The organism is Kribbella sp. NPDC006257 (assembly GCF_040613535.1).
Classification (GTDB): Bacteria; Actinomycetota; Actinomycetes; order Propionibacteriales; family Kribbellaceae; genus Kribbella.
On the sequence record NZ_JBEXSJ010000005.1, the window covers coordinates 184,889 to 208,287 of the forward strand.

A 23,399-nucleotide genomic window follows, 5' to 3' on the forward strand; every position below is an offset into this window, starting at 1 on the left:
CTACCTCCGTGATGCAGTGGTTGACGAACTGGGGGCCTGGCTGGGGTTGCCTGAGGCAATGAATTTTTGGCTGGGGTGGGCGGCGAGGTGGTCGAGCCAGTAGGTGAATTCGAGGTCGCCGTCGTGGGAGCTGCAGCGGATGCGGGGGATGGCCATCGGGTCGAAGTCGCGGTGGAAGGGGGAGTGGCAGGGACCGGCGCCGACGAGGAGCACACCGAGGTTGCGGTACGCCGTACCGTCTGCCGCGCCGCCGGCCAGTACGGCGGGGTCACGAGGGTGTACGCCGAGCGGAAGCGCCAGCGTTCTCGCCGGGGCCTGGGGGATGGCTCGGTTCACCAGAGCGGCGAGCTTGCCGATCTCGGCTTCGGCCTGTGCCCGGGTCAACGTGCGGAGGTTCGGGTGACTCCAGGTGTGGTTGCCGATCTCGCAACCCAGTTGGTTGAGACGGACCAGGGCCCGAGTGACGTCTGCGCCGGAGAGGCCGAAGGGGCGCCTGTTGATGTAGAAGGTCGCCACTGCAGGGAAATCGGGGTGGGCCGCGTGGAAGGTCTGCAGGATGCCCAGGGCGCAGTCCGGGGCGACGCGTCCCGCGGAATCGAACGCCACTTGTCCGGGAGTGCTGTCGTCGAAGGTGAGGACGACGGGAGTCTTGCCGGCCGGGACCGACGTGAAGTTGCGGCGGACGAGGTCGATGGCGCGGATCGGGTGGTAGTTCTCGCGGTACAGGCGGGCGAGTTCCGCGCGGAAGAAGGCCGGCGTCATGTCGTAGGTGCCGGGGGAGGACGCGACCAACCGGTGGTGCATGAGAACCGGGATCGCACCGAGCTCTCGGCCGGCCGGCCGAGGAACCGGCGTACGGTGTGGTGCTGTTCCCCCTTGGCCGGTCACGACCGGTGCTGTGTCGGCGGCTGTGTCGGCACACCCTGCGACGACGGTCGATGCTGCTGCCAGGGTGAGGAAGCGCCGGCGGCTGAGACCGGTCATTCGTAGATCACCAGCTCCGGTTGCGGCCGTACGGCGAGGACCTGGGCCGGCGTCATCAGGGCACCGTGGCGGGTGTCTTCCTGGTAGAAGAGCTTGAAGCCGGGCCGGATGCCCTTCGGGATCGTCTTCGTCAGTCCCCGGTAGGTGGCGAGCTTCTGGCCGCGGTTGCCGATCCCGTCGACGGACTTCACCGTCGCCACGCCCGGATGGGTCCGCAGCGAGGCTTCGTCGCGAACGATCGGTTTGGCCAGTTGATGAAAGACGAAAAGCTTTTCCGGCAGGCGATATCTGGTCACCAGGGCGGACAAGTAGGCGCCGATGCCGTTGAGTTCGGTGCCGGTGGTTCGGCCGAAGACCCGGCCCGGGACCTGCCCTGCCCCGACCTCCCATTCGGGATCGACGGCCAGGCCGACATCGGGTTGCTTGAGCCAGGGCTCGAGCCTTCGTACCTCGTCGAGCGGGGTGGCGCGGCCGGGCTGCACATCCAGCATCAACAGCATCCGGTACTTCCGTGCGGTCGCGAGGTACTTGTCGATCTGGCGCGGATCGATCCGCGACCGGTACTTACCGTCGCGACCAGGTGCACCCTGCGCCGTGACGACGATCAGCTCCAGTACGGGAAGGATCCGCCGACCAGTCCGGTACGACGAGGCGAGGCGCTCGAGTCGCCGGGCCCGTTCGTCGAGGTTGCTGTCGAGCGGTCCGAGGGCCGGCGATCCCGGCGCCCCGACGAAGGCGACCAGCTGGTACGCCGGAAAGATCTGCCGGCCACCTCGCGGTAGCTGCGCGAGGGGCTGCTGCGTCGGCCTGGGTCTCGGGATCACGGCGGGGTGTTCGGCGAGCTGGTCGGATGCCGGCAGGTCGGGCGGCACATCAGCACACCCGGCGAGGCCGATCACCACGAAGAGAACAAGCAGGCAGTACGCGGTCTTCGCCATCAAGGAACCCTGCTCTCAAGAGCTGCAACTCTCCGGGCAACGTCCCTGTACCCATTCGGCCACTGATCGTAGTCGATAAGTCGCAAAATGTAATCTAGCCGCACCGGACGATCAGCTTGCTTCTTGTTGATCGGGGAGGGCGTTCCAAGCGCTGAGCAGGTGGGTGGCGAAGAGGTTGTCGATGCCCAATGAGCAGGCGGCGCCGAAGAGGATGTCGGGAACCGCTTCGGGGTGGTCCTTGGCGTAGGAATCGCACAGGTCGTGGGCGGCGATCTGTTCGTGGACGGCGTCGGCTTCGACGTGTTCGGTGAAGTAGCGCGCCTGCTCCGCGGTCGCGCCGAGGCGGGTGGCGCCGGCGGCGTACCGGCGGTTGGGAAGGGTCGAGGTCATTTCGAGGGCCGCCAGATGACCGACGAGGGCACCGGTCCATTGGCGGTGGAGCGCGAACAGCGACATCACGTTCGACAGCGCCAGCGTCACGGCCGGTACTTCGGGGACGTAGTAGCCGTAGCTGTCATCGAGCCCCAGCCAGCGCATCGTCGTACGGAACAGTTCCGCGTGCATCCGCTCCGGTCGTCCGCCGCCGTATTCGTCGGCTTGGATCTCTACCAGGGCAGCCTTTGCGGCGCCGTCGAGCCGGGGGATGCCGAAGCTGTGCGGGTCGGCTTCCTTGAGTTGGTAGACCGATCGGTTGGCGACGAACTCGGCGAACTGTGCGAGGTCGGCATGCCGACGCAGGTACGCCGCCAGCGACGGACCGTCATCGGCGTCGACCATCCGGCGCAGCTGGGCCGACACCGGCTCGGTTGTTGCCTCCGGCCACCAGGTCGCGCGGAGCCACTGCGACCAAGGCTTCTCGAGGCTCGCACGGAACGCGAGGATCTCCGGATCCCACTCGGATTCGGCCGGTACGGCTTCGAAGCCTCGGTAGCTGAGCTCGTAGCAGCACCACAGTGCCAGTTGAAGGTCGTCGTCGGCCCATGGCGCTCGTTGCTCACCAGGAATCGTCGGTGGTGCCAGCTCCGCGCCGCCTCGCAGCCGGTCGGTCAACCAGCCGCTCAACGGTCCCCGTGCAGGTGGTAGTTGCATCGTTGTTCTCCTTGTCCGCACCGCCGGTACCCGCCTGGAAACCGGATGCATGAGTTTGGGCACTGGGTAGTCATGGGAGAGCCGAAAAGCCGTGACTGCGCCGTGATCCAGGCGTACGCCGATGGGCCGCTACTGGTGCGCGGCGACTTCGAGCTGCGCGACGAGGCCGGCGAGTTGATCGACCCCGGCCGGGCGACGATCGCCTTGTGCCGCTGCGGACGCTCAGCCTTGAAACCGCTGTGTGACGGTACTCACGCCCTGACCAAGAAGCGCCACCAGGAATGACCCCTGGTCAAGAGGCCGCCTGAGACCGGCGATCAGGCAGGTCGTCTGAGACCGGGGATCATGCAGGCCGCGAGACCGGCGAGGGCGCAGCCGAGGGCGGACGCCGCCAGGATCGCCGCCGGCGAGAACTTGTCCGAGGCAAGGGCCCCGACGGCGGCGCCCAAAGGTGAGGCGAGAGCCAGCAGGGCACGTTGGGTTCCGAAGATGCGGCCGTGGTCGGCTGGGTCGGTCCAGCGTTGCAGGGCAGTGGTTTCGATGGCGGAGTACGGACCCCAGATCGCGCCGGCGACGGCGAAACCGACCGCGGCGACGGCTAGCTGGTGGGTGAAGGCCAACGGGAGCATGAGCAGGCCCCAGGCGATCGCGCCGGCTGCATTGACGAGTCCGGGGCGGTGGCGGGAGAGGGGTGCGGCGGTGGGCAGGGTGAGGAGCGCAGCGGCTCCGAAGAGGGCCCAGAGCAACGTGTAGCCGCCGAGGCCGGAGGCGAGTTGTTCGCGTACGTAGTACGGAAGAACTGTTTCGTAGGGGCCGTAGGTGAAGTAGTAGGCCACGGACAGCGCGACGAGACCGATGACGCGCGGCGAGCGGCGGGTGGTCCCTGGTCGTGGTGCTGGGGTGCTGATGCGGTTTCCGTACTGCGGAGCGTCGCGAAGGTGGACGGTGATCGCGGTCACGCCCGCCATCATGAGGCAGGGGAGCAGGAAGGCTGGGCCGGTGCCGAGCAGGGCAAGGGCCGGTCCGGTGAGGATCGCGCCGAGTAGCAGCGGTAGTTGATCGCCGATGCTGAGCAGGGCGTTCGCCTTGCCCAGCAGGTCCTGTGGAACGAGACGGGGTACGAGGGTTCGCGCGGCCGCATAGCTCAAGGGTGCTGTCGTTCCGGCGGCTGCTCCGAGCAGGAGCACGATCCAGATGTTCAGTGTTCCGCCGACGCTTGCGACGACGAGGCCGGCCATCAGCAGGGTTCGCGCGACGCCGTCGACGAGCATCATTCGGATGGGCCCGAACCGGTCGACGGCCCGGCCGCCGAGGATTCCGCCGGCCAGGGTGGGGAGGCGCATCGCGATCACCAGGACGGCGGTCTCGATGCCGGTCCAGCCTTGCGGTCCAGCGATCCAGAACAGGACGAAGAACAGGAAGTTGTCGGCCGTCGAGGCCAGCGTCCAGGCTGTCGCGAGCCACCACGTCGCGGCGGTCAGCCTAGGCGCCTCAGTAGCTTTCACGGCTCCGTGACGGAACGGTCGACGGGGCATCGCTTGCACGCTTGCCAGTCGCAGAGCCGGCAGGTCGAATCGGCTTCGACCCGGACGCGCTGCGTACTGCGCAGTCCTAACTCCAGCAACTCCGCCAACTGCTTTCGTTGCGCGCGATCCAGCCCACTCAGTACTGCGGTGCTCGCTTCCTCGCGAGCCTGGTTCCAGCTCTTGAGCGCATCCTCACCGGCTTCGAGAAGTGTCAGCCTGAGCGATCGACCCGCCCGCTCCCGAGCGACGTACCCAAGGCCTTGCAGCCGGTCGACCAAGCGGACGGTGCCCGACTGGGTCAGCCCGATCCGCGCCCACAACCAGTCGGCCGAACATCCTGGGTGACTCCCGATCAAGGTCAGCGCGGACGCATCGCGCAGGCCCAGCCCCGTCGGCAGAGCCGCCGTCAGTGCATCGTGGCTCCGCAGCGTCCACGCGGCCCAGAGATTGCTCTCATGCATGAGTCATTCATATATCGACGCTGAGCCGGGGGCAAGCGGTGGCTACGACGTGCCGTCTGTCGGGGTGATCTCGTGGCCGGGGTGGCCGGGGGTGATGCGGCGGAGTTTCAGTTCTGCTTCTCTGAGGTGGCGTTTGCCGTCGGCTAGTTGGTCTCGGGCCAGGCGCTCCATGGCGACGAACACGTCGTAGTAGTTGTCGTCGTAGTCCTCGATGATCTTGAACGACCATCGGCCGGGGTTGACGTTGCGGCCGATCAGCTCGGTGCTGATGCGCTCGGCCAGCTCGTCGTGTCCTGCCTCGCGGAGGAGGTCGACGGCGTCGTCGAGGCGGTGGTCGGCACGGCCGGTGAGCTGATGGAAGGCGTACAGATGTCCGCGGGCTCGGATGGCGGTCTCCAAGGCATCGGTCAGCGTTCCGAGGGCAGCGACAGAAGCGTCGTCGAGACCCTCCGGACGCTGATGATCCGCCGGCAGCTGCGGATCCGGGCCCTCGACTTCCAGTTCAGGTCTGAGATCAGCTGGTTCCATGCGCGCCCGGTACCCCCTGTCCTGCCGAGGGAATCGGCGGCCTAGGCGAGGGGAGTGTCGTTCAGCGCCTTCGTCAGGTCAGCGGGGGTGTCGTAGATGGCGACAGCGCCGGCCTCGCGGAGTTCGTCGTCGCCGAAGCCGCCGGAGCGGACCACGAGAGCGGGCATGCCGACCTTGTTCGCCGCCTTGACGTCCCAGACCGAGTCGCCGACCACGACACTCGAGGCGTCGGGTGATGCGCCGACCGTCTTCAGTGCCACCTGGAGGAGGTCAGGCGCCGGTTTGGACTTCTCGACGTCGTCGCTGGTGGTCCAGGCGTCGGCGATGTCGCGCGCGTTCAGCTTGTCCAGGAAGACGTCGACGTGGCGCTCCTGGCCGGAGCTTGCCAGCACCAGCCGGTGACCGCGCTCCTTGATGGCCACCAGCAGATCGCGGGCCCCAGGCAACGGCATCATCTCGTCGAGCAGCGCGTCGACCTCCTTGCCCTGCGCTTCACGGGCCTGGTCGCCGGCTCGACGTTCCAGTTCCTCCCCGCCGATCGCGGTGACCACCTGGTCGCCGCCCATGCCGATCAGCCGGTGCAGCCGCCAGACCGGATAGGTCTCGCCTACTGAGCGCAGTGCTCGGTACCAGGCGAGTGCGTGCTGGTAGTTGGAGTCGATGAGGGTTCCGTCGATGTCCAGAACGGCGATGAGCGATTCAGTCACGGCGTACGGGTACCCGTCGGTCCGATGCGCCAACCAGAGTGGTTAGTCGCTGCGGCGGGCGGTGGCGCGGACGTACGCCGGGAGCGCGTACCAGAGGATGAGGAAGCAGAGCAGTACTGCGGCGACGATGGTGAACGCGACGGGGCGAGAGAGAACGGCGTCGAGGGCGAGTAGGACGCCGCCCGTGATGGCGGCCATCAGGAAGACGAGACCTGCGCCGACCAGGTGATGGCTGATCGGGACCAGGCGGTGTCGAAGGCCCTGCTGGTAGAGCATGCGATGGAGTGCGACGGGCGCCAGGAACAGTGCGACTGCCAGTGCTGACGTGATCAGAGTGACGGCGTAGACGTCATGCGTGAACTGATCGGCAGCCTGGAACTGGTTCTGGTAAGCGATGGTCAGCAGGAACGCGAAGAGGATCTGGGTTCCGGTCTGAGCGAGCCGAAGCTCCTGCAGGATCTCGCTCCAGTGCCGATCCAGTCGCTCACCGGCGTCTTCATCCTCACGGACGTAGGGCGGACGGCTCATCGCATCCTCACAAGCTCGAGTGGGTTGAGGTCGGTTCGTCGTCTCAGCCGTCCTCCTGCGCACGGGCTTCGGCGCCGCTCGGGCCGGTCTCCGCGTCGTCACCGGCGACGCGGCCGACGAACTCGCCGCTCGATCCCGTGCCGGTGGTCGTCGGGGATCCGCCTCGCGGTTCGCCGCCTTCGGCTCTGGTCATCGCCGTACCGGTGTCAGCCGGCGCATCTGCCTCGTTGAGCTTGTGCGCCAGCCGCCACCTTGTGAACCGCTCCAGAATCGACATCGCCGCCACTCCCGCCTTTCGCCGGAAACCGTCGCGGCTCCGGTGCCCCACCGTCACGCTCCGGAAACGCGTTCGTCCGCCTGCCCGGGGAATCGATTTCGTAGCGGCGCCGGGGCGGAGATCGAAAGGTTTCGGTGGCGGTTGTTACGAGACCGTGACGCCCGCAAGGCTTTCCGATGACTTGACCGATCACGATGTGAAGGCAAACATGTGAGCGCTAACAATCAGGCCTCGTTGCTACACCAGTGACGTGTCCCGGAAGGGGAGAAGTTCGTGAGGATGAAGTTCGTGGCCACTCTCAGTGGCGCATTGCTGGTGCTCGGCCTGGCGGGGTGTGGTGGTTCAGGGGCGGGTGCGACCACCGACACCGCCAGTCAGAAGCCCGGCGATCTGACCATCGGCGTCTCGATGCCGACGCAGACGTCGGAGCGCTGGATCGCCGACGGCAAGGCCGTGAAGGAGAAGCTCGAGGCGAAGGGTTACAAGGTCGATCTGCAGTACGCGAACGACGACATCCCGACCCAGTCGCAACAGGTCGACCAGCTGATCACCCAGGGCGCCGATGTGCTGGTGATCGCGGCGATCGACGGCACCGCGCTGAGCAGCCAGCTGCAGGCCGCGGCCGACAAGAAGATCCCGGTCATCTCGTACGACCGGTTGATCCGTGGCAGCGCGAACGTCGACTTCTACGTCAGCTTCGACAACTACAAGGTCGGCGTCGCCCAGGGCAAGGCGCTGCTGCGCGGGCTGGGCCTGGAGAACGCTGACGGCTCGAAGGGGACCAAGACCGGCCCGTTCGACATCGAGCTGTTCGCGGGCTCCCTGGACGACAACAACACGCACTTCTTCTTCCAGGGCGCGATGGACACCCTGAAGCCGTACTTCGACAACGGCTCCCTGGTCGTCAAGTCCAAGCAGACCAAGCTCGAGCAGGTCGCGATCCTGCGCTGGCAGCAGGAGGCCGCGCAGAAGCGGATGGAGAACCTGCTGACCTCGAGCTACAACGACGGCAGCAAGGTCGCCGGCGTGCTCTCGCCGTACGACGGAATCTCGCGGGGCATCATCACCGCCCTGCAGAACGCCGGCTACGGCAAGACGGCCGGCCCGATCCCGGCGATCACCGGTCAGGACGCCGAGATCGCTTCGGTGAAGCTGATCAACGACGGCCTCCAGAGCTCCACCATCTTCAAGGACACCCGGCTGCTGGCCGAGCAGGCCGTCAACGCCTCCGAGGCGTTCCTGCAGAAGAAGACCCCCGAGGCCAACGACTCCAAGACCTACAACAACGGCGTCAAGGTCGTCCCGGCGTACCTGCTGCCGATCCAGACCGTCTTCAAGGAGGACATCAAGACGGCGCTCATCGACTCGAACTACTACACGGCCGCCGAGGTGGCCGCCGGCCAGGCCAAATGACGGCCGGCTGATCGGGAAGGAGAGCGGATGAACGACGTGCTGCTCGAGATGCGCGGGATCGGCAAGAGCTTCCCCGGCGTGAAGGCGCTCGAGGACGTCTCGCTGAGCGTCCGGCGAGGCGAGATCCACGCGATCTGCGGTGAGAACGGAGCCGGCAAGTCGACCCTGATGAAGGTGCTGTCCGGGATCTACCCGACCGGCAGCTACGACGGGGAGATCGTCTTCGACGGTGCGCCGGTGCATTTCACCGGCATCCGGGACAGCGAGGCCGTCGGCGTCGTCATCATCCACCAGGAGCTCGCTCTCGTTCCCTACCTGTCGATCGCCGAGAACATCTTTCTCGGTAACGAGCGCCGCGGCCGCGGCGGGCTGATCGACTGGAACCGGACCAATGCCGAGGCGCGGCAGCTGCTCACCTCCGTCGGGCTCGACGAGAATCCGGTCTCGCCGGTGATCGAGCTCGGCGTGGGTAAGCAGCAGCTGGTCGAGATCGCCAAGGCGTTGTCGAAGGAGGTCCGGCTGCTCATCCTCGACGAGCCGACCGCCGCCCTCAACGACGTCGACTCGGCCCATCTGCTCGAGCTGCTGCGCCGGCTGCGGGACCGGGGGATCACCTGCATCATGATCTCCCACAAGCTCAGCGAGATCACCGCGATCGCCGACTCCACGACGGTGATCCGGGACGGGCGCACGGTCGAGACGCTGGACATGCGCTCCGGCGAGGCGACCCAGGAACGCATCATCCGCGGCATGGTCGGCCGCGACTTGGCGAGCTTCTACCCGGAGCGGACTTCCGAGCCGGGCCCGGAGGTGCTCCGGGTGGAGGACTGGACGGTGTGGCACCCGGTCCAGGCGCGCAAGGTCGTGGACGGCGCCGCCTTCAACGTCCGGGCCGGCGAGGTGGTCGGCATCGCGGGACTCATGGGTGCCGGGCGGACCGAGCTGGCGATGAGCATCTTCGGCCGGTCCTACGGACGCAACATCAGCGGCCGGCTGTACATGCACGGACAGCAGGTCCGGGCCCGAACGGTCGCCGAGGCGATCAGCCAGGGGATCGCCTACGCCACTGAGGATCGCAAGCGGTACGGGCTGAACCTGATCGCGGATGTCCGGGCCAACGTGTCCGCGGCGGCCCTCGGCAAGCTGTCCCGGGCCGGCTGGGTGAACGGCAACGAGGAGATCAAGGTCGCCGAGAACGGCCGCCGGGAGATGAACATCAAGACCCGCACCGTGATGGACGTGGTCGGCACACTGTCCGGCGGGAACCAGCAGAAGGTCGTACTGTCCAAGTGGCTCTTCACGGATCCGGACGTGCTGATCCTCGACGAGCCGACCCGCGGCATCGACGTGGGCGCCAAGTTCGAGATCTACACGATCATCAACCGGCTGGTGGCCCGCGGTAAGGCCGTCGTCGTCATCTCCTCCGAACTGCCGGAGCTGCTCGGGATGTGCGACCGGATCTACACGCTGTCGGCCGGCCGGATCACCGGCGAACAGCCGGTCGGCCAGGCGACCCAGGAAAGTCTGATGGCCCTGATGACCAGGGAGAAGGAGCTCGCGGGATGACCAGCATCAAACCGTCCGCACCGGTCGAGGACACGGTGGCCGAGAGCGCCCCCGCGGCTGCGTTGCACGTCGGCACCAGCGATCCACGGACGCTGATCATGCGGAACCTGCGGCAGAGCGGGATCTACATCGCCTTCGTCGTCATCGTGGCCCTGTTCGCCTTCCTGACCGACGGCGTCCTGCTCAGCCCGGGCAACATCACGAACATCGTGCTGCAGTACTCCTACATCCTGGTACTGGCGATCGGGATGGTGATCCTGATCATCGCCGGTCACATCGATCTCTCGGTCGGCTCGATCGTCGCGCTGACCGGAGGAGTCTCGGCCGTCCTGGTGATCCAGCACGGCCAACCGTGGTGGATCGGCGTCGTGGCGGCCGTGGCGGTGGGTGTCGCGGTCGGCGCCTGGCACGGTTTCTGGGTGGCCTATGTCGGGATGCCCGCGTTCATCGTGACCCTGGCGGGCATGCTGCTGTTCCGCGGGCTGACCCTGCAGGTGCTGGACAACGTCTCGCTGTCGCCGTTCCCGTCGGAGTACCAGAAGGTCGCCAGCGGCTTCCTGAACGGCCTGATCGGCGGTCAGGGGTACGACGCGTTCACCCTGCTGATCGCCGCGATCGCGATCGCGGGATACGCGGTCAGTGTGTTCCGCACCCGGCTGGCGCGGATCCGGTACGAGCAGCCGGTGGAGTCGTTCCCCTTGTTCGTCACCCGGGTGCTGGTGGTCGCGGCGGTCGTCCTGTACTTCGGTTGGCAACTCGCGCACGCTCGCGGGCTCCCGATCGTGCTGATCATCCTGGCCGTCCTCGTCATCGTCTACGGGCTGATGACGAAGAACACCGTGCTTGGCCGGCAGGTGTACGCGATCGGCGGCAACCTGTCCGCCGCGATGCTGTCCGGGGTCAAGGTCCGCAAGGTCAACTTCTGGATCTTCGTCAACATGGGGTTCCTGGCCGGTGTCGCCGGGGTCATCTACTCGTCCCGGTCCAACGGCGCCCAGCCCGCGGCCGGCAACATGTTCGAACTGGATGCGATCGCGGCGGCCTTCATCGGCGGCGCGGCGGTCGCCGGTGGTGTCGGCACCGTCGTGGGAGCGATGGTCGGCGGTCTCATCATGGCCGTGATGAGCAACGGCATGCAGCTGATGGGCATCGACCAGTCGACGCAGTCCGTCGTCAAGGGCCTGGTGCTTCTGCTGGCCGTTGCCTTCGACATCTACAACAAGCGCCGGGCCGGCACCGCCCGCTGAATCAATTGAGGCGGCGGTGAGATAAGTCCTCCGGCGTACGCTGGTTGCGCCAGGTGAGACGGTGGCCGCGGAAGAGCACGTAGGTGATGACCCCGACCAGCACGGCGACGACCACGACCGCGGCGATGATCCACGGTGCGCCGGACCAGTCGTTGGGGTCGGAGTCGTTGTCGCCGGGGATCGGCCGGTTCGGCTGCGACGTGGCACCGAGGCTGGGGGAGGGGGAGTCCACGACGGGGTTTGCCGAGGCAGCAGCCGACTGCGAGGTCGATGACGCCGCCGATGACGCGGTCGAGGTCGCGACGGAGCCGAGGGCGAGCAACAGGAGCAGCGCGACTATGGCGCCGGCCCGGGCGAGGAGCTTGCGGTAGTTCTCGGTCACTCTTCCGCGGTACCCAACCAAGGTCGCTGCAATCCCGCGGTCGAAGATGGCGGGCGGTCAGCCGGGTTCGCCGTGGGCTTTTCGCCGGATGACGATCACCAGGTCGACCGCGGCAACCAGGGCCGCGAGCGCCACGATCACGATAAGGGCCGCCGGAAGTCCGTAGTACGCGAAGAGCAGCGCGGCACCCGCGCAGACGATCAACCCGAACCCAGCGAGCACCAATCGCAGCGTCAAGGCGCTCCGCGGAGGCGGTGAGGTGCCGCTGAGATTCGTCACGGTTGATCCCTCAGGAGTTGATCTCCTCCGGTACCCGCTGGGAAACGCGGAGATCGTGATTGCCCGATCGGACCGCCGGGTACCCGGAGGCGGTCTGTTACCGCGTTAGGAGGCATTGCGATGACCGCCACGCCTGTACCGCCCGTGCCACCGGTGGTGCCGGGGAACGATCCCGATGGACCCGACGTCAGCACGCGGCCCGGTGATGACAGTCCGCTGGAGCAGCCGGTCCCGGAGCCCGATCCGGACGAGGATCCCGACGAACAGTTGCCGCGAGAATGACCACCGCCGAGCCCAACCCGATCGAGCCACTGGGCTCGCCGGAGGAATCCGAACCGACGGGTCCGGATCCGGTGCATCCGCTAGGGGTACCGGACCCGGACGAACCACCGGACCTGGACGGCGTACCGGATCCGCAGCCGACCGAATCGGAGAACCGCTCGGCGGGCTGATGATCTGCGGCGCCTGAGACGGCATCGTTTCTGATGCGTTCGGGTGGGTACTCCGCGACCATGGACGCGAGCAGACTGAACACGGTGTTCGAGGCCGATGGGCCCTTCGCGACGGCGACCGTGGACGTGAGCCACGACAGTGAGTCAGGTGCGCAGGAGCACGAGCTGCGAGTCCGTTCTGTTTGTGAGCAGCTCACTCAGCAGGGCGCCGGCGAGACGGTGGTCCAGCAGGTCGCCGGCAGGCTCATCGAGCAGGTCGGCGAGCCGGCGCCGGTGGCCAGGACGGTGGTCGCGAACGCTGGTGGGGTGGTCTTCGACGAGACCTTCCATGAGCGGATCGATCAGCCGTCGGTGCACTGGGGACCGCTGCCTGAGCTCTCGGGATGGATCCGGTCGGCGGAGCGGAACATTCGCTTCGTTCTCGCCCTGGTGGACCACAAGGGTGGTGACATCGCTGTCTACCAGTCCGATGTTCCCGAGCCCGAGAGTGAGACGTCGGCGGGCGGCGAGACGACGCACGTCCACAAGGTGCCGGTCGGTGGCTGGTCGGCGTTGAGGTACCAGCACGAGACCGAGAATGTGTGGCGGCGCAATGCCCAGGCCGTCACCGAGGAACTGGACTCGGTGATCGCCTCCGGCGTACGGCTGGTGTTGCTGGCGGGTGATCCGCGGTCAGTGGCTGAGGTCGAGGAGCGGTTGAAGAAGCCGCAAGCGACCGTCGTACGGCTGGAGACGGGCAGCCGGGCGGAGGACGGGGGAGACGAAGCGCAGCAACAAGCGATTCGCGAGGCCCTGCTCGAGTACGCCGTGGCGCGCAAACTGGAGTTGCACCACCAACTCCAGGACCGGCTCGGGCACCGCCGTGGCCACCGGCGTACGAGACATTGCCGACGCTTTCGTCCAGGGCCAGGTCGACACGCTGCTGATCGATCCTGACGGAGTACGCGACGTCCAGCTCGTACCGGGCGACCACCCCGGCCTCGATCTAGGGGCGGTGCCCACCGACCAGCCCCTTCCGGCGGACCAGGCGCTGGTGGCGGCAGCGGCGCGGACCGGGGCGAATATCGCAGTCATGCCTCGCGCAGCCCTGGGCGGTGCTCCTGCCGCGGCCCTGCTCCGCTGGAACGGCTGATGTCCCGGCGGTGCCGTTGGCGCCCAAGTGCTGACCCTCAGTGGGTGAAACCTTTGTTCTGGGTGGTTTCGTCGGCTACCCGGACGCCGTAGGTGTAGGCGAGTTTGCCGCCGAGCCAGCCTGAGGCGCCGAGGATGGCCAGGGCGATCAGGGTGAGCACGAAACCGAGGACGGTCGCTTCTTCATAGTCTTGGGCGGCCCGGATGATGAAGTTGACGACGAACAGGACGACCACGATCAGGTTGAGCGTCATGTGCGTGAGGCCGGTGGTGAAGGCGCGGGTGCCGCGGGGGATGGCCAGCAGATCGAGCAGACCGAAGACGGCCGCCAGTACGGCGCCGACGATGCCGATGCCGATCAGCCAGTAGGCACCTTCGGCAAAGGTGCTCTCCTCCTCGTTCGAGGCGAGCGAGACGATGTCGAAGACCAGGGCGGCCACCCACGCGCCGATCGGGACGGTCACCAGCACCGGATGGAACGGGTGGCCGTACGGTCCGGCGAGAACGTTCTTAGGTTGCTTCGCCTGCTGCTGGTTGGTGTCCATGGTGTCCTCCTTGGTTCGGCAGCGCCCAGGTACCCGCCGTAGCCGCCAGAAAAACAGCGCTAGAGGTACTGTCAGCGATTGGATGACAAAGATGATTGTCATCGTTCCGATGACGTGTTATAAGAGAAGTGCGTGTTGACACCACCGTTGATCGAGACCTTGAGGAGGTGCACTGACGATGTTGATGCGCACTGACCCGTTCCGGGAGATCGACCGGCTGACCCAGCAGTTCTTCGGGAGCCAGGCACCGGGCACGTGGTCGCGGCCGACCGCGATGCCGATGGATGCCTACCGGCACGGCGACAAGTACGTCGTCTCGTTCGACCTGCCGGGCGTTTCGCCGGACGCGATCGACCTGGACGTCGAGCGGAACGTGCTCACGGTGAAGGCCGAAAGGCGCCCGGTCGAGCTCGGCGAGGGCGTGGAGATGCAGGTCGCCGAGCGGCCGCTCGGTGTGTTCTCCCGGCAGCTGTTCCTCGGTGACACCCTGGATGCCGACCGGATCGAGGCCTCCTACGAGGCCGGTGTCCTGACTCTGACGATTCCGATCGCCGAGCAGGCCAAGCCGCGCAAGATCGCGATCGCTGAGACCGACAGCGACCGCAAGCAGATCGACGCCTGAGCAGTCATTCCGGACCGTCGGCGGCGGGACCGCTGACGGGGTTCGTTGTCGATGAGGTGAGATCGATGAGGGCGACCAGCGCACAGCAGCCGGTCGGCGCGCCCGAGGTCTTCCTGGACCTCGTGCTCTCCGACGACGATCTGATGCGGGCGGAGTTCGACGCCCTGATCGCCGCCTGCTGGGAGTCGCCCTGCGAACCGCCCCGCCGCCGGCCCTGTCCACCGGCCGGCGCCTACGCCGATCGGCCGTCGGCTCGCTCGCCGCGCGGTCGCGGCCTACCCCTGGCGCCGGCACCACGGCGACGCCCGGAGAGCCGTCAACGCGGACCTCCGGAGCGCTGATGCGATGTCCCTGACCCTGCTCGAAGGAGGTGAGTACCACCCACTGTCCACGCATGATCTGACCGGTGATGCGGCCGCCCGCCAGTCACCCCTCGATCCGGCGGCCCCATTTCTGCCGCCCGTCCTTCCTAGGACACAGCTTCGCGCGGGCCGCCGCATCACCACGTCGTCGAGTTGGAGCCAGCCATGACCGCGTCATCACATCCCGATCCGTACGCGATCCTCGGGGTGAGTGCCACCGTCTCTGCCGACGACCTCGACCACGCCTTCCGTGGTCTGGTCCGTCGACACCACCCCGACACCCGTACGCCGGACGCGGCCGCCCCCGATGCCGACCGGCGCCTGCAGGAGATCCTCGCCGCCTACGCCACCCTGCGGGACCCCGTACGCCGTGCCGCCTACGACCGTCTGCGGATCGGACCAGCCACCGCAGCTCAGGCCTCGACCGAGTGGGTCGCCGCTCCGAAGCCCCGGACCGAACCAGCGATCCGGGTCGGCCCGGTGCGATGGAGACCGTTTCCGCGGGATGCTCCACCGCGATGACGAGGGGGCGTGCGATGCCGGTCTCGCTACTTGCCGGTGCACAACTTATGGTGAGCCTACGACTGTTGTGCTCTGAGGAGAATTGATGACTTCGGATCCTTCCGACGACCTTGCCGCGGTGATGACCGCGGCCGCCGCGACGCTGCTGGCGCCGATCGATCTGGACAAGACCCTCGAGCAGCTCCTGGCCAGCGTGATCGACACTGTTCCGGGGATCGATGAGGCGAGCCTGTCGATCACGACGCGCGACGGCCGGATCGAGACCCTGGCGCCGACCGATCAGCGCGTGGTGCTGGCCGACCAGTTGCAGTACGAGCTGATGGAAGGCCCGTGTCTGGAGGCGGCTTTGGCGGAGCCGGTGGTGGAGGCAGCCGATCTGGCCACGGATCCGCGCTGGCCGCAGTACGGCCCGAAGGCCGCGGCGCTGGGTTTCGGTGCGCAGATCGCCTTCCAGTTCCGGGCCGAACCGCACGCCCGGGGAGCGTTGAACCTCTATTCGGAACGGCCCCACAGCATCGATACGGACACCCGCGCACTCGGTGCGTTGTTCGCCGGGCTGATCGCGGTCGCGATGGGATGGGCCCGTCAGGACGAGAGTATGAACCAGGCGCTCGTGACGCGGAACGTGATCGGCCAGGCAATCGGGATCGTGATGGAGCGTTACACGATCGACCCCGAACGTGCCTTCGCGTTCCTGGTCCGGATCTCCCAGGACAGCAACACCAAACTGAGAGCCGTCGCCGAAGGCATAGTCACCGACATCATCAAGAAGGCCGGCGCGGCCCGGTAGATCGCATTACTGCTCAGCCACCAGGTAGGCGAGCTGCTACTCGACCATCACGACGGTGTTGTGCAGGCCGCTCGAACCGTTGGGCCGTGGGGCTACCCGGTCAGCGGTCTGGACGTATCCGTCGGCGTCGGTCGCCCGGACGGTGAGTTTGTGGTTGCCGGGGGTCGCGTTCCAGCGGAAGGTCCATTGGCGCCAGGTGTCGATGGTGTCCTCGGCCGCGAGGGTGGCCGGCTGCCAGGGACCGTCGTCGACCTGGACCTCGACCTTCTCGATCCCGCGGTGCTGCGCCCACGCGACGCCGGCGGCAACGGCCGGGCCGGCCTTGATCCGCGCGAAGCCCTTGGGTACGTCGATCCGCGACGAGGTCTTGATCGGCGCCTCGACGGACCAGCCACGATCGGTCCAGTAGGCACTGAAGTCCTCGAACCGGGTCACCTCGACATCGACCACCCACTTGGTCGCGGAGACATACCCGTACAGACCCGGCACCACCATCCGCACCGGGAAGCCGTGCTCGAACGGCAACGGTTCGCCGTTCATCGCGACGGCGAAGATCGCGTCCCGGCCGTCGGTGAGGGCCTGCAGCGGAGTACCGATCGTCAGTCCGTCGACACTGGTCGACCGGACGGCGTCGGCTCCGGCCTGGACGCCGGCTTCGCGGAGGATGTCGGCGATCGGTACGCCGATCCAGCGGGCGTTCCCGACGTACGGCCCGCCGACCTCGTTGGAGACGCAGGTCAGGGTGATGTCGCGTTCGATCAGGCGGCGTCCGAGCAGGTCGGCGAGGTTCAGGCGGAGCTCGTGGTCGACCATGCCGTGCACCCGCAGCTCCCAGTTCCGCGGATCGATCTTCGGCACCGTGAGCAGCGTGTCGACCCGATAGAACTGCTTGTTCGGCGTCATGAACCGGCTGACTCCCGCAACATCAGCAGAAACCCCAGCCGGTACGCCGAGCGCTCGGCTAGCCGGAGTCGGGATCTTGATCCCCATCCGAGTCGCCTCGCTGACCGCGTCGGGCAGCAACCGCGATCCAACCAGGCCACCAACCCCCGCGGCCCCAAGCGCCAGCGCACTCACCAGGAACCCGCGCCGGTCGAAACCCGCCGGAGCATCACCCTGAAGCTTGCCCTGGGCAAGTTGGTTGGAGCCTTCGGTGGCGGCGGTCTTCCGGCGCCGACCGCCACCGAAGGGGTTCAGGTTGAGTGAACGCTGGACCCAGACGATCCCGGCGGTTGCCACGAGCAACGTGATGATGCCGGGAAGTACCTGGACGAAGTGGTTCGCCGCTAGCGTTCGCCCGGTCGCGGCGGCGAGGATCGCCAACAGACCGAGAAAGACGGTCATGACCACGGCAACCCGGGGGATCGATGCCCCGATCGCCCCGGCCAGCAAGGCGAAGACGGTCACCGCGAGCAGAACGACCCCGATCAGGATCGGTTTGTCCGCAGTACCAAGATTCTTCACCGCCCAGTCCTTGGCCGGCCCCGGCGCCAGATCCACCAAGTGAGTCGCGACCCCCACAACAGGCGACGTACCCCCAGCCAGCCCCGCCGCCAGCTCACCGAGCCCGAGCCCCGCCCCCGCAGCCAGCAGCCCACCAACCGCCCCCACCATCCGCCGCCGCTTCGTCACCGTCATACCGACACTTCGGACCCGGTCGCCCTTCGGATGGGTGCCGACCCGCGGAGGGGCAGTCCACCTGGCGTGCCCGGTCGCCACCTCCACCCCGATCCGCCGGCCATCCTGGACCACTGCGTGGCTGGATAACCGCCCCCGCCCACCCTCGCCCGGTTGCCCACGCCCGAACCGAACCGATCCACAGACATCGGCAGCCGTACCGACGGACATGAGGTATCCACCAATCCCACCCTCACGCCGCCCCACCCGAGCGTGCCCCCATCCTCCCGACACCGACACCTCATGTCGGTCGGTACGCTCCCTCACTTCGCCGGGTTCCCCGGCCGGGATCTTCAGGAACAACGTGGAGGTGTGGTCAGCGGTTGGGGGACTTGGTGAGCAGCTCGTCGAGTCTCCGGCGGAGGTCGTCCTCTTCTCCGGCGACGTCGACCAGCTTGTCGCGACTGGTGGTGCCTCGGATCAAGGTGACAGCAGCACGCCGTACGCCGAACGCCGCGGCGACGGACTCCAGTACCGCCTTCGTCGCCTGGCCCTCTACTGCGCGGGCGGCGACCGCGACCACCAGAGCCGGTCCGGCGACCCCGTCATAGCGCCCGCCGACCGCCGAACGGGAGGCGCCGGGGCGCACCCGCAACAGGATTCTCACGTCCGCATTCTCGCCGATCCGCGCCCTGCTGCACCGGTCGCTCGCTGAATTCTGTTGTCGACGCCGCACCGACCGGCAACGGGTGAAGCACGACTACCCACCAGGCCACTCCAACCACCTCTTCCGGAAAGACCTCTGACGCACACCAGAACGAGAGGGGTCTGCTGGGATGGGTCAGTGCAGGGTGATCTCGTCGCCGATCGACTGGGTGCGGGCGGCGGCGATGATCAGGGCGGCGGCTGCGGCGTCCTGGACTGCTACGCCTACTGATTTGTAGAGGGTGAGCTGGTTCGCTGAGGTGCGTCCTGGTTTGCTGCCGGTGATGAGTTCGCCCAGTTCGGCGTACACGTGGTCAGCTGTGATGAGGCCCTGGCTGATCGGTGTCAGGAGATCGTTGCTGCCGGCCGGGAACGGAGCCAGCGCGGCGCGCCGTGATTCGACGCAGACGAGGGCATCGGCGACGGTCGCGTCGTCGAGCTCACGGCCGGCCGGGTTATAGCCGACCGAGGTGACGTGCGTTCCAGGCGCCAGCCACTCCCGCCGGATCACGGGGGTGAGAGCGTGGGTGGCAGCGGCGGCGATATCCGCGCCATCGAGGGCGTCGGCGTAGCTGGCCACGGGCCGCACCTCGACCTCGAGCGTGGATGACAGCTCGTCGGCCAGGGCCGCCGCCTTCGCCGGATCCCGGCCGGCGATCCTGATCTGCCGAATGGGGCGCACCCGGCACATGGCGCGGGCGTGCGAGCGAGCCTGTACGCCGGTGCCGAGAATCGCCAGCACCGTCGCGTCCTCGCGGGCCAGCAGTCGCGCTGAGAGTGCCGAGCAGGCGCCCGTTCGGGCGGCCGTGATGACCGTGCCGTCGAGCAACGCCACGGGCTCGCCCGTCTCGGGGTCGAACACGACGATCAACGCCTGGTGGGTCGGCAGCCGCGTGCCGGAGTTGCGCGGGAACAGGGTGACCAGCTTGGCCGTGAGCGCGCCGGCCGACGGCACATAGCCGGGCATGGCGGCCAGAAGTGCCTCCTGCTCGGGCACCAGCGAGGCGATCCGGTCGGGCGCTGATGCGCGGCCCGCGCTGAGGTCTGCCATCGCGGCCGACAGCGCGTCGATCAACGCGTCAAGGTCCAGCAGGGCATCCACCTGAGAGGACCCGAGAACAAGCACGCGCTTCGACCTCCAGCCTTGCTTCGCCAGAAGCCTACTCCTCACCACTCGGCTCTCCCGGACCCAGTCGCCTCTCGGATGGGTACCGATCCACGAAAAGGAATGGAGGTGGCCAGGGTCAGGACTGCTTGGAAGGACCAGAAGTAGACGGCTATCCAGGCATCGCGGGGACCGATGGTCGAGGACTGGGTGAGGGTGGCGATGAGCCAGCCCGGGACCGGCCCGAGCGCGAACACACCGGCCGCGATCCGGAGAGGCCGACGGCCGCGACCGGCCAGCGCATAGCCACCCGCTATGGCGAAGAGCGGAAGGGCGAGAGCTCCGCCGCCGATGCCGTCGGCCAGAAAGCTCGCAGGGTCGGCCAATCCTGGCAGCAGGACGCTTGCGAAGAGCAACGGGGAGAGCGCCAACCACCGTCGACGCTCACCGCCTGTCCGGCGTTGGTGTTCGGACCAGCCGAGCAGTACGCCGACCAGCACACCGGGGAGGAGGATCCAGCCGAACGTGCCCGACCACGACACCGACGAATCCGGGCCGGCGACCTGGGCCATGAAGCCCCGCAGCCCCGAGGCCCAGGCCATTCCGCACACTCCGCCCCAGGCCGGCAAGCGCAGGCTCATTGCTCGATCCGGGCGCGGAGGCGCTCGGGCCGGTCGTCGCCCGGGCTGGTGTGCAACGTGTAGACGGCGAGGTACAGGCCGCACAAGGTGACGCCGTAGATCGCGACCCCGACAGGCAGCGCGCTGGTGAAGCTCAAGCCGATCATGAGCAACGACCAGACACCAGCCACCACCGGTGCGTACCGCTGCCACCCTTGCCAATCCTGCGATCGCAGTACGCCGACGCCCGCAACAAGCAGTCCGATCGCGGTGAGGGCGACCCCGAGACCGAAGGCTCCGCCCACCACCTGTGGCCCGGTCTCGTTCATGCGCTGGTCGGCGAACGGGATGCTGGCGAACTCCGCGAGGAAGAGGAGCAACGTCCCGGCCAGCGCGACGGTCGCGCCGGCCCGTCCGCGGCGAAGAGTACGCGCGAAGGCGAGCATTCCGAGGAAGACGAGTAGGTGCACCCCGGCGAACACGATCGACACCGGCGTCAAGGCGTCGCTGCTCCACGGGTAGCTCCAGCGGTCGTCGGATACGTCGGACGCCGGCTTGACGATCGCCTCGATGACCACGCCGGACAAGACGGTGAGGACAGCGCCGGTGAGTCCGGCCACGGTGAGCCGTCGGATCGAGAGGTTGTTCATGATGTCCCACTCCTTCGGAGGAAGCTGATGCCTTCGACGCTAGGAGCGAGCGGTCACCGCGGGCATCGGCGCCAGCACGAGACCTGGATGGGTGATCACGCGCGGATCGCCGTAAGTGCCAGCACTGTTGGCCGCGACCGTTGCGCGCTGTCACGATGGGCGGGTGGGCCGACGGACTGTACCGGCAGTGCTCTTCGGAGCGACCGTGGTCGTGGAGATCGCCGCGGTCGTCCTGTCGTGGCGCCTGGAGCCTGAGTACGACACCATCCTGTACGGCGTCTTCGGGCTGACGACCGTCGGCGCCGGTGCGGTGATCGCCTGGCGCCGGCCGGAGAACCCGATCGGCTGGCTGTTCTGCGGCTTCGGCCTGCTGAACGCGATCGCCTCGGACCTCTTCCAAGGATGGGGACTCCGGGCCGCCGCCGAGTCCTGGCCAGGCGGACCACTCGCCGAATGGATCGCCTCGAGCAGTTGGCTGGTCAGCGGCTACGGCTGGGCACTGACCTTCGCCCTCTTCCCGACGGGCCGCCTGCCCGGTCCCCGGTGGCGGGTCCTGCCGTGGGTCGGTGCGCTCGGCCTGGTGCTCGGTACGGCGGGGTGGGCGCTGAGTCCGGACCGCGGTCGCGACTTCAGCAGTGGCCGCAACCCGTGGGCGGCCGAGTCGCTGCCGACCGGGCTCCTGCTCGCCGTCGGAGTGCCGCTGTTGCTCGGCTCGCTGATGGCCGCCGTACTGTCCCTCGCGGTCCGTTTCCGCAGGTCGAGCGGTCTCGAACGTCAGCAGCTGAAATGGTTCGTGCTCGCGGCTTCGGTCGCCGGAGTGGTCCTTCCCGCCACCTTCGTGCTCTGGTACGTCACGCCGGTCGCCGGTGTCGGCGCCGCCCTCGTCCTGTCCGCGCTACCGCTGGCGGCGGGGGCGGCGATCCTGCGCTACCGGCTCTACGACATCGACCTGTTCATCAGCCGCACAGTCGCCTACGCCACCCTCACCGTGTCGCTGGCGGCGGCGTACGGCGTACTGATCGTTGCCCTCGGCATCTTGTTCGGCCGGGGCTCGGGGTGGGCGACCGCCGCGGCCACGGTGGTGTGCGCGATCTTGCGGTTGCAGCTGAGTGAGGTCGAGGCTTCCCGGGCCCGGATCGTTGCGGCCGGTCACGCCGAGCGCCGCCGGATCGAACGGGACCTGCACGACGGGGCGCAACAGCGGTTGGTGTCCATCGGGCTGGCGCTCCGGCATGCCCAGCATCAGCTGGGCCCCTCGCCGGAGGCCGTCGGCGCGACGCTGGACCGGGCGGTCGCCGAGGTCAGCATGGCGATCGGCGAGTTGCGCGAACTCGCTCGCGGTCTGCCACCGACGCAGCTCGACGCCGGTCTGCGGCCGGCGGTCGACGACCTGGCCCGCCGGGCCCCGCTGCCGGTCTCGGTGGACGTGCCCGGTGAGCGATTCGACCCTGGCGTGGAGGCAGCGGCGTACTTCCTCTGCTGTGAAGGCCTCACCAACGCGGTCAAGCATGCGAACGCAAGCTCGGTCGGACTGACAATTCGTTGTCGTCAGCAACGATTGCTGGTGTCGGTGACGGACGACGGCGTCGGTGGCGCCGACGCTGGCAAGGGCACCGGGCTGACCGGCCTGGCGGATCGGATCGCCGCACTCGGCGGCACTTTCCGTCTGGACAGCGTCCCTGGTCAAGGGACGACACTCTCCGCGGAGTTGCCATGCGGATCGTGATCGCCGAGGACCAGGTGCTGTTGCGCGAGGGACTGGCGATGCTGTTCGTCGATGGTGGCCACGAGGTGGTGGCGACGCTCGGCGACGCGGAGGAGTTGCTCGCCGCGGTCACGTCGTACCGGCCGGATCTGGTGGTTGCGGACATCCGGATGCCGCCGGGGTTCAGCGACGAGGGAGCCCGGGCGGCTCAGGCGGTGAAGCGTGCGCATCCCGAGGTCGGCGTGCTGCTGTTGTCGCAGCACATCGAGACCCAGCCCGTGGTCGACCTGGTGGCACTCGGCGGGTTCGGCTACCTGCTGAAGGACCGGGTCCTCGACGTGAGCGAGTTCCTGGCCGCGGCCGAGCGGGTCGCGCGGGGTGGGTCGGCGCTCGATCCGCAGGTGGTGGCCGGGCTGGTGGCCCGCAGCGACCCGCTGGCTCTGCTGACCGATCGGGAACGGGAGGTGCTGGAGCTGATGGCAGAGGGACTGACGAACAGCGGGATCGCGAAGCGCCTCTACGTCAGCGAGCGCACAGTAGAGGCGCATGTCCGCCACGTCTTCACCAAGATGGCGCTCCCCGAAACCGAAGACGGCCACCGCCGCGTTCTCGCCGTACTGACCCACCTCAGCGCCGGCGCCCGCTAGC

Annotated in this window: 31 protein-coding genes; 14 read left to right on the forward strand and 17 right to left on the reverse strand. The window is 67.8% G+C overall.

What is annotated here, in order from left to right:
* The 3 genes from ABZ004_RS08750 to ABZ004_RS08760 all read right to left on the reverse strand — a co-directional run bounded on the left by ABZ004_RS08750 (position 1) and on the right by ABZ004_RS08760 (position 3,011).
* A complete protein-coding gene (locus tag ABZ004_RS08750; RefSeq protein ID WP_355679179.1) occupies positions 1-984 on the reverse strand; it encodes a polysaccharide deacetylase family protein in 984 nt (327 codons plus the stop codon).
* Complete coding sequence (locus ABZ004_RS08755; protein WP_355679180.1) at positions 981-1,922, reverse strand: hypothetical protein; 942 nt, start codon at positions 1,920-1,922, stop codon at positions 981-983. Before ABZ004_RS08755 ends, ABZ004_RS08750 begins: the two co-directional genes overlap by 4 nt.
* 111 nt (positions 1,923-2,033) lie before the next feature.
* Positions 2,034-3,011 carry an iron-containing redox enzyme family protein gene (locus ABZ004_RS08760; protein ID WP_355679181.1) on the reverse strand — a complete coding sequence of 326 codons (978 nt, stop codon included), beginning with the start codon at positions 3,009-3,011 and terminating at the stop codon, positions 2,034-2,036.
* A 72-nt stretch (positions 3,012-3,083) separates the two neighbouring features.
* Between ABZ004_RS08760 and ABZ004_RS08765 the strand changes: the two genes are divergently transcribed.
* Positions 3,084-3,296, forward strand: a complete 213-nt coding sequence (locus ABZ004_RS08765; RefSeq protein ID WP_355679182.1) for a CDGSH iron-sulfur domain-containing protein — start codon at positions 3,084-3,086, stop codon at positions 3,294-3,296.
* 32 nt (positions 3,297-3,328) lie between these two features.
* Here the strand turns inward: ABZ004_RS08765 and ABZ004_RS08770 are convergent, their stop codons facing one another.
* Genes ABZ004_RS08770 through ABZ004_RS08795 form a run of 6 tightly spaced genes read right to left on the reverse strand, consistent with a single transcriptional unit; the run spans position 3,329 to position 7,038 of the window.
* Entirely contained in the window at positions 3,329-4,516 is a 1,188-nt protein-coding gene (locus tag ABZ004_RS08770) for an MFS transporter (protein WP_355679183.1), read from the reverse strand.
* Positions 4,513-4,998: a MarR family transcriptional regulator gene (locus ABZ004_RS08775; RefSeq protein WP_355679184.1), complete on the reverse strand. Its 486-nt coding sequence runs from the start codon at positions 4,996-4,998 to the stop codon at positions 4,513-4,515. Before ABZ004_RS08775 ends, ABZ004_RS08770 begins: the two co-directional genes overlap by 4 nt.
* Before the next feature lie 42 nt (positions 4,999-5,040).
* A complete protein-coding gene (locus ABZ004_RS08780) occupies positions 5,041-5,526 on the reverse strand; it encodes a hypothetical protein (protein ID WP_355679185.1) in 486 nt (161 codons plus the stop codon).
* A 41-nt stretch (positions 5,527-5,567) separates the two neighbouring features.
* Positions 5,568-6,233 carry an HAD family hydrolase gene (locus tag ABZ004_RS08785; protein WP_355679186.1) on the reverse strand — a complete coding sequence of 222 codons (666 nt, stop codon included), beginning with the start codon at positions 6,231-6,233 and terminating at the stop codon, positions 5,568-5,570.
* 42 nt (positions 6,234-6,275) lie between these two features.
* Positions 6,276-6,761, reverse strand: a complete 486-nt coding sequence (locus tag ABZ004_RS08790) for a DUF6328 family protein (protein ID WP_355679187.1) — start codon at positions 6,759-6,761, stop codon at positions 6,276-6,278.
* A gap of 43 nt (positions 6,762-6,804) precedes the next feature.
* Complete coding sequence (locus ABZ004_RS08795; RefSeq protein WP_355679188.1) at positions 6,805-7,038, reverse strand: hypothetical protein; 234 nt, start codon at positions 7,036-7,038, stop codon at positions 6,805-6,807.
* A gap of 279 nt (positions 7,039-7,317) precedes the next feature.
* Here ABZ004_RS08795 and chvE point away from each other — a divergent pair, with 279 nt between their 5' ends.
* The 3 genes from chvE to mmsB are packed head-to-tail and all read left to right on the forward strand — an operon-like array spanning position 7,318 to position 11,264.
* Positions 7,318-8,451: a multiple monosaccharide ABC transporter substrate-binding protein gene (gene chvE, locus ABZ004_RS08800; protein WP_355679290.1), complete on the forward strand. Its 1,134-nt coding sequence runs from the start codon at positions 7,318-7,320 to the stop codon at positions 8,449-8,451.
* A 27-nt stretch (positions 8,452-8,478) separates the two neighbouring features.
* Entirely contained in the window at positions 8,479-10,017 is a 1,539-nt protein-coding gene (mmsA, locus tag ABZ004_RS08805; RefSeq protein WP_355679189.1) for a multiple monosaccharide ABC transporter ATP-binding protein, read from the forward strand.
* Positions 10,014-11,264: a multiple monosaccharide ABC transporter permease gene (mmsB, locus tag ABZ004_RS08810; protein WP_355679190.1), complete on the forward strand. Its 1,251-nt coding sequence runs from the start codon at positions 10,014-10,016 to the stop codon at positions 11,262-11,264. The genes mmsA and mmsB overlap by 4 nt, the downstream gene beginning before the upstream one ends.
* Before the next feature lies 1 nt (position 11,265).
* Here the strand turns inward: mmsB and ABZ004_RS08815 are convergent, their stop codons facing one another.
* Positions 11,266-11,646 (reverse strand): hypothetical protein, encoded by a 381-nt coding sequence (locus tag ABZ004_RS08815; RefSeq protein ID WP_355679191.1) that lies wholly within the window; start codon positions 11,644-11,646, stop codon positions 11,266-11,268.
* Positions 11,647-11,703: 57 nt separating this feature from the next.
* Entirely contained in the window at positions 11,704-11,925 is a 222-nt protein-coding gene (locus tag ABZ004_RS08820) for a DUF6343 family protein (protein WP_355679192.1), read from the reverse strand.
* Positions 11,926-12,045: 120 nt separating this feature from the next.
* Between ABZ004_RS08820 and ABZ004_RS08825 the strand changes: the two genes are divergently transcribed.
* Genes ABZ004_RS08825 through ABZ004_RS08840 form a run of 4 tightly spaced genes read left to right on the forward strand, consistent with a single transcriptional unit; the run spans position 12,046 to position 13,509 of the window.
* The gene (locus tag ABZ004_RS08825; RefSeq protein WP_355679193.1) at positions 12,046-12,207 is read left to right on the forward strand and encodes a hypothetical protein; all 162 of its coding nucleotides are present in this window, start codon (positions 12,046-12,048) and stop codon (positions 12,205-12,207) included.
* Positions 12,204-12,377: a hypothetical protein gene (locus ABZ004_RS08830; protein WP_355679194.1), complete on the forward strand. Its 174-nt coding sequence runs from the start codon at positions 12,204-12,206 to the stop codon at positions 12,375-12,377. Before ABZ004_RS08825 ends, ABZ004_RS08830 begins: the two co-directional genes overlap by 4 nt.
* 60 nt (positions 12,378-12,437) lie before the next feature.
* Positions 12,438-13,313: a Vms1/Ankzf1 family peptidyl-tRNA hydrolase gene (locus tag ABZ004_RS08835; RefSeq protein ID WP_355679195.1), complete on the forward strand. Its 876-nt coding sequence runs from the start codon at positions 12,438-12,440 to the stop codon at positions 13,311-13,313.
* A 58-nt stretch (positions 13,314-13,371) separates the two neighbouring features.
* Entirely contained in the window at positions 13,372-13,509 is a 138-nt protein-coding gene (locus ABZ004_RS08840) for a hypothetical protein (protein ID WP_355679196.1), read from the forward strand.
* Between the two features lie 37 nt (positions 13,510-13,546).
* Here ABZ004_RS08840 and ABZ004_RS08845 read toward each other — a convergent pair whose 3' ends face one another.
* Complete coding sequence (locus ABZ004_RS08845) at positions 13,547-14,053, reverse strand: DUF2231 domain-containing protein (RefSeq protein WP_355679197.1); 507 nt, start codon at positions 14,051-14,053, stop codon at positions 13,547-13,549.
* A 178-nt stretch (positions 14,054-14,231) separates the two neighbouring features.
* Here ABZ004_RS08845 and ABZ004_RS08850 point away from each other — a divergent pair, with 178 nt between their 5' ends.
* From ABZ004_RS08850 to ABZ004_RS08865, 4 genes are all read left to right on the forward strand, one after another.
* Positions 14,232-14,675, forward strand: a complete 444-nt coding sequence (locus tag ABZ004_RS08850; protein ID WP_355679198.1) for an Hsp20/alpha crystallin family protein — start codon at positions 14,232-14,234, stop codon at positions 14,673-14,675.
* A 65-nt stretch (positions 14,676-14,740) separates the two neighbouring features.
* Positions 14,741-15,016 carry a hypothetical protein gene (locus tag ABZ004_RS08855; RefSeq protein WP_355679199.1) on the forward strand — a complete coding sequence of 92 codons (276 nt, stop codon included), beginning with the start codon at positions 14,741-14,743 and terminating at the stop codon, positions 15,014-15,016.
* 186 nt (positions 15,017-15,202) lie between these two features.
* Positions 15,203-15,559, forward strand: coding sequence for a J domain-containing protein (locus ABZ004_RS08860; RefSeq protein ID WP_355679200.1), 357 nt, complete (start codon positions 15,203-15,205; stop codon positions 15,557-15,559).
* An 85-nt stretch (positions 15,560-15,644) separates the two neighbouring features.
* Entirely contained in the window at positions 15,645-16,349 is a 705-nt protein-coding gene (locus ABZ004_RS08865) for a GAF and ANTAR domain-containing protein (RefSeq protein WP_355679201.1), read from the forward strand.
* Positions 16,350-16,385: 36 nt separating this feature from the next.
* On the opposite strand, the gene ABZ004_RS08870 is transcribed toward ABZ004_RS08865, so the two are convergent.
* From ABZ004_RS08870 to ABZ004_RS08890, 5 genes are all read right to left on the reverse strand, one after another.
* Entirely contained in the window at positions 16,386-17,987 is a 1,602-nt protein-coding gene (locus tag ABZ004_RS08870) for a molybdopterin-dependent oxidoreductase (protein WP_355679202.1), read from the reverse strand.
* Positions 17,988-18,342: 355 nt separating this feature from the next.
* Positions 18,343-18,633, reverse strand: coding sequence for a DUF167 domain-containing protein (locus ABZ004_RS08875; RefSeq protein WP_355679203.1), 291 nt, complete (start codon positions 18,631-18,633; stop codon positions 18,343-18,345).
* A gap of 174 nt (positions 18,634-18,807) precedes the next feature.
* Positions 18,808-19,797 (reverse strand): ornithine cyclodeaminase family protein, encoded by a 990-nt coding sequence (locus ABZ004_RS08880; protein ID WP_355679204.1) that lies wholly within the window; start codon positions 19,795-19,797, stop codon positions 18,808-18,810.
* Between the two features lie 41 nt (positions 19,798-19,838).
* Complete coding sequence (locus ABZ004_RS08885; RefSeq protein ID WP_355679205.1) at positions 19,839-20,417, reverse strand: hypothetical protein; 579 nt, start codon at positions 20,415-20,417, stop codon at positions 19,839-19,841.
* On the reverse strand, positions 20,414-21,046 hold the full coding sequence (locus ABZ004_RS08890) for a hypothetical protein (protein WP_355679206.1): 633 nt from the start codon (positions 21,044-21,046) through the stop codon (positions 20,414-20,416). The genes ABZ004_RS08885 and ABZ004_RS08890 overlap by 4 nt, the downstream gene beginning before the upstream one ends.
* Before the next feature lie 163 nt (positions 21,047-21,209).
* Here ABZ004_RS08890 and ABZ004_RS08895 point away from each other — a divergent pair, with 163 nt between their 5' ends.
* Both ABZ004_RS08895 and ABZ004_RS08900 read left to right on the forward strand, forming a co-directional pair.
* Complete coding sequence (locus ABZ004_RS08895; protein WP_355679207.1) at positions 21,210-22,772, forward strand: sensor histidine kinase; 1,563 nt, start codon at positions 21,210-21,212, stop codon at positions 22,770-22,772.
* Positions 22,760-23,398, forward strand: a complete 639-nt coding sequence (locus ABZ004_RS08900) for a response regulator transcription factor (protein ID WP_355679208.1) — start codon at positions 22,760-22,762, stop codon at positions 23,396-23,398. Before ABZ004_RS08895 ends, ABZ004_RS08900 begins: the two co-directional genes overlap by 13 nt.
* Position 23,399: the final 1 nt, after the last annotated feature.

Bases quoted from the DNA above. Each gene is read 5' to 3' on its own strand.
- ABZ004_RS08750 (WP_355679179.1), bottom strand. From the start codon at position 984: ATGACCGGTCTCAGCCGCCGGCGCTTCCTCACCCTGGCAGCAGCATCG.
- ABZ004_RS08755 (WP_355679180.1), bottom strand. From the start codon at position 1,922: ATGGCGAAGACCGCGTACTGCCTGCTTGTTCTCTTCGTGGTGATCGGC.
- ABZ004_RS08760 (WP_355679181.1), bottom strand. From the start codon at position 3,011: ATGCAACTACCACCTGCACGGGGACCGTTGAGCGGCTGGTTGACCGAC.
- ABZ004_RS08765 (WP_355679182.1), top strand. From the start codon at position 3,084: ATGGGAGAGCCGAAAAGCCGTGACTGCGCCGTGATCCAGGCGTACGCC.
- ABZ004_RS08775 (WP_355679184.1), bottom strand. From the start codon at position 4,998: ATGCATGAGAGCAATCTCTGGGCCGCGTGGACGCTGCGGAGCCACGAT.
- ABZ004_RS08780 (WP_355679185.1), bottom strand. From the start codon at position 5,526: ATGGAACCAGCTGATCTCAGACCTGAACTGGAAGTCGAGGGCCCGGAT.
- ABZ004_RS08790 (WP_355679187.1), bottom strand. From the start codon at position 6,761: ATGAGCCGTCCGCCCTACGTCCGTGAGGATGAAGACGCCGGTGAGCGA.
- ABZ004_RS08795 (WP_355679188.1), bottom strand. From the start codon at position 7,038: ATGTCGATTCTGGAGCGGTTCACAAGGTGGCGGCTGGCGCACAAGCTC.
- chvE (WP_355679290.1), top strand. From the start codon at position 7,318: ATGAAGTTCGTGGCCACTCTCAGTGGCGCATTGCTGGTGCTCGGCCTG.
- mmsA (WP_355679189.1), top strand. From the start codon at position 8,479: ATGAACGACGTGCTGCTCGAGATGCGCGGGATCGGCAAGAGCTTCCCC.
- mmsB (WP_355679190.1), top strand. From the start codon at position 10,014: ATGACCAGCATCAAACCGTCCGCACCGGTCGAGGACACGGTGGCCGAG.
- ABZ004_RS08825 (WP_355679193.1), top strand. From the start codon at position 12,046: ATGACCGCCACGCCTGTACCGCCCGTGCCACCGGTGGTGCCGGGGAAC.
- ABZ004_RS08830 (WP_355679194.1), top strand. From the start codon at position 12,204: ATGACCACCGCCGAGCCCAACCCGATCGAGCCACTGGGCTCGCCGGAG.
- ABZ004_RS08835 (WP_355679195.1), top strand. From the start codon at position 12,438: ATGGACGCGAGCAGACTGAACACGGTGTTCGAGGCCGATGGGCCCTTC.
- ABZ004_RS08845 (WP_355679197.1), bottom strand. From the start codon at position 14,053: ATGGACACCAACCAGCAGCAGGCGAAGCAACCTAAGAACGTTCTCGCC.
- ABZ004_RS08850 (WP_355679198.1), top strand. From the start codon at position 14,232: ATGTTGATGCGCACTGACCCGTTCCGGGAGATCGACCGGCTGACCCAG.
- ABZ004_RS08855 (WP_355679199.1), top strand. From the start codon at position 14,741: ATGAGGGCGACCAGCGCACAGCAGCCGGTCGGCGCGCCCGAGGTCTTC.
- ABZ004_RS08860 (WP_355679200.1), top strand. From the start codon at position 15,203: ATGACCGCGTCATCACATCCCGATCCGTACGCGATCCTCGGGGTGAGT.
- ABZ004_RS08865 (WP_355679201.1), top strand. From the start codon at position 15,645: ATGACTTCGGATCCTTCCGACGACCTTGCCGCGGTGATGACCGCGGCC.
- ABZ004_RS08870 (WP_355679202.1), bottom strand. From the start codon at position 17,987: ATGACGGTGACGAAGCGGCGGCGGATGGTGGGGGCGGTTGGTGGGCTG.
- ABZ004_RS08885 (WP_355679205.1), bottom strand. From the start codon at position 20,417: ATGAGCCTGCGCTTGCCGGCCTGGGGCGGAGTGTGCGGAATGGCCTGG.
- ABZ004_RS08890 (WP_355679206.1), bottom strand. From the start codon at position 21,046: ATGAACAACCTCTCGATCCGACGGCTCACCGTGGCCGGACTCACCGGC.
- ABZ004_RS08900 (WP_355679208.1), top strand. From the start codon at position 22,760: ATGCGGATCGTGATCGCCGAGGACCAGGTGCTGTTGCGCGAGGGACTG.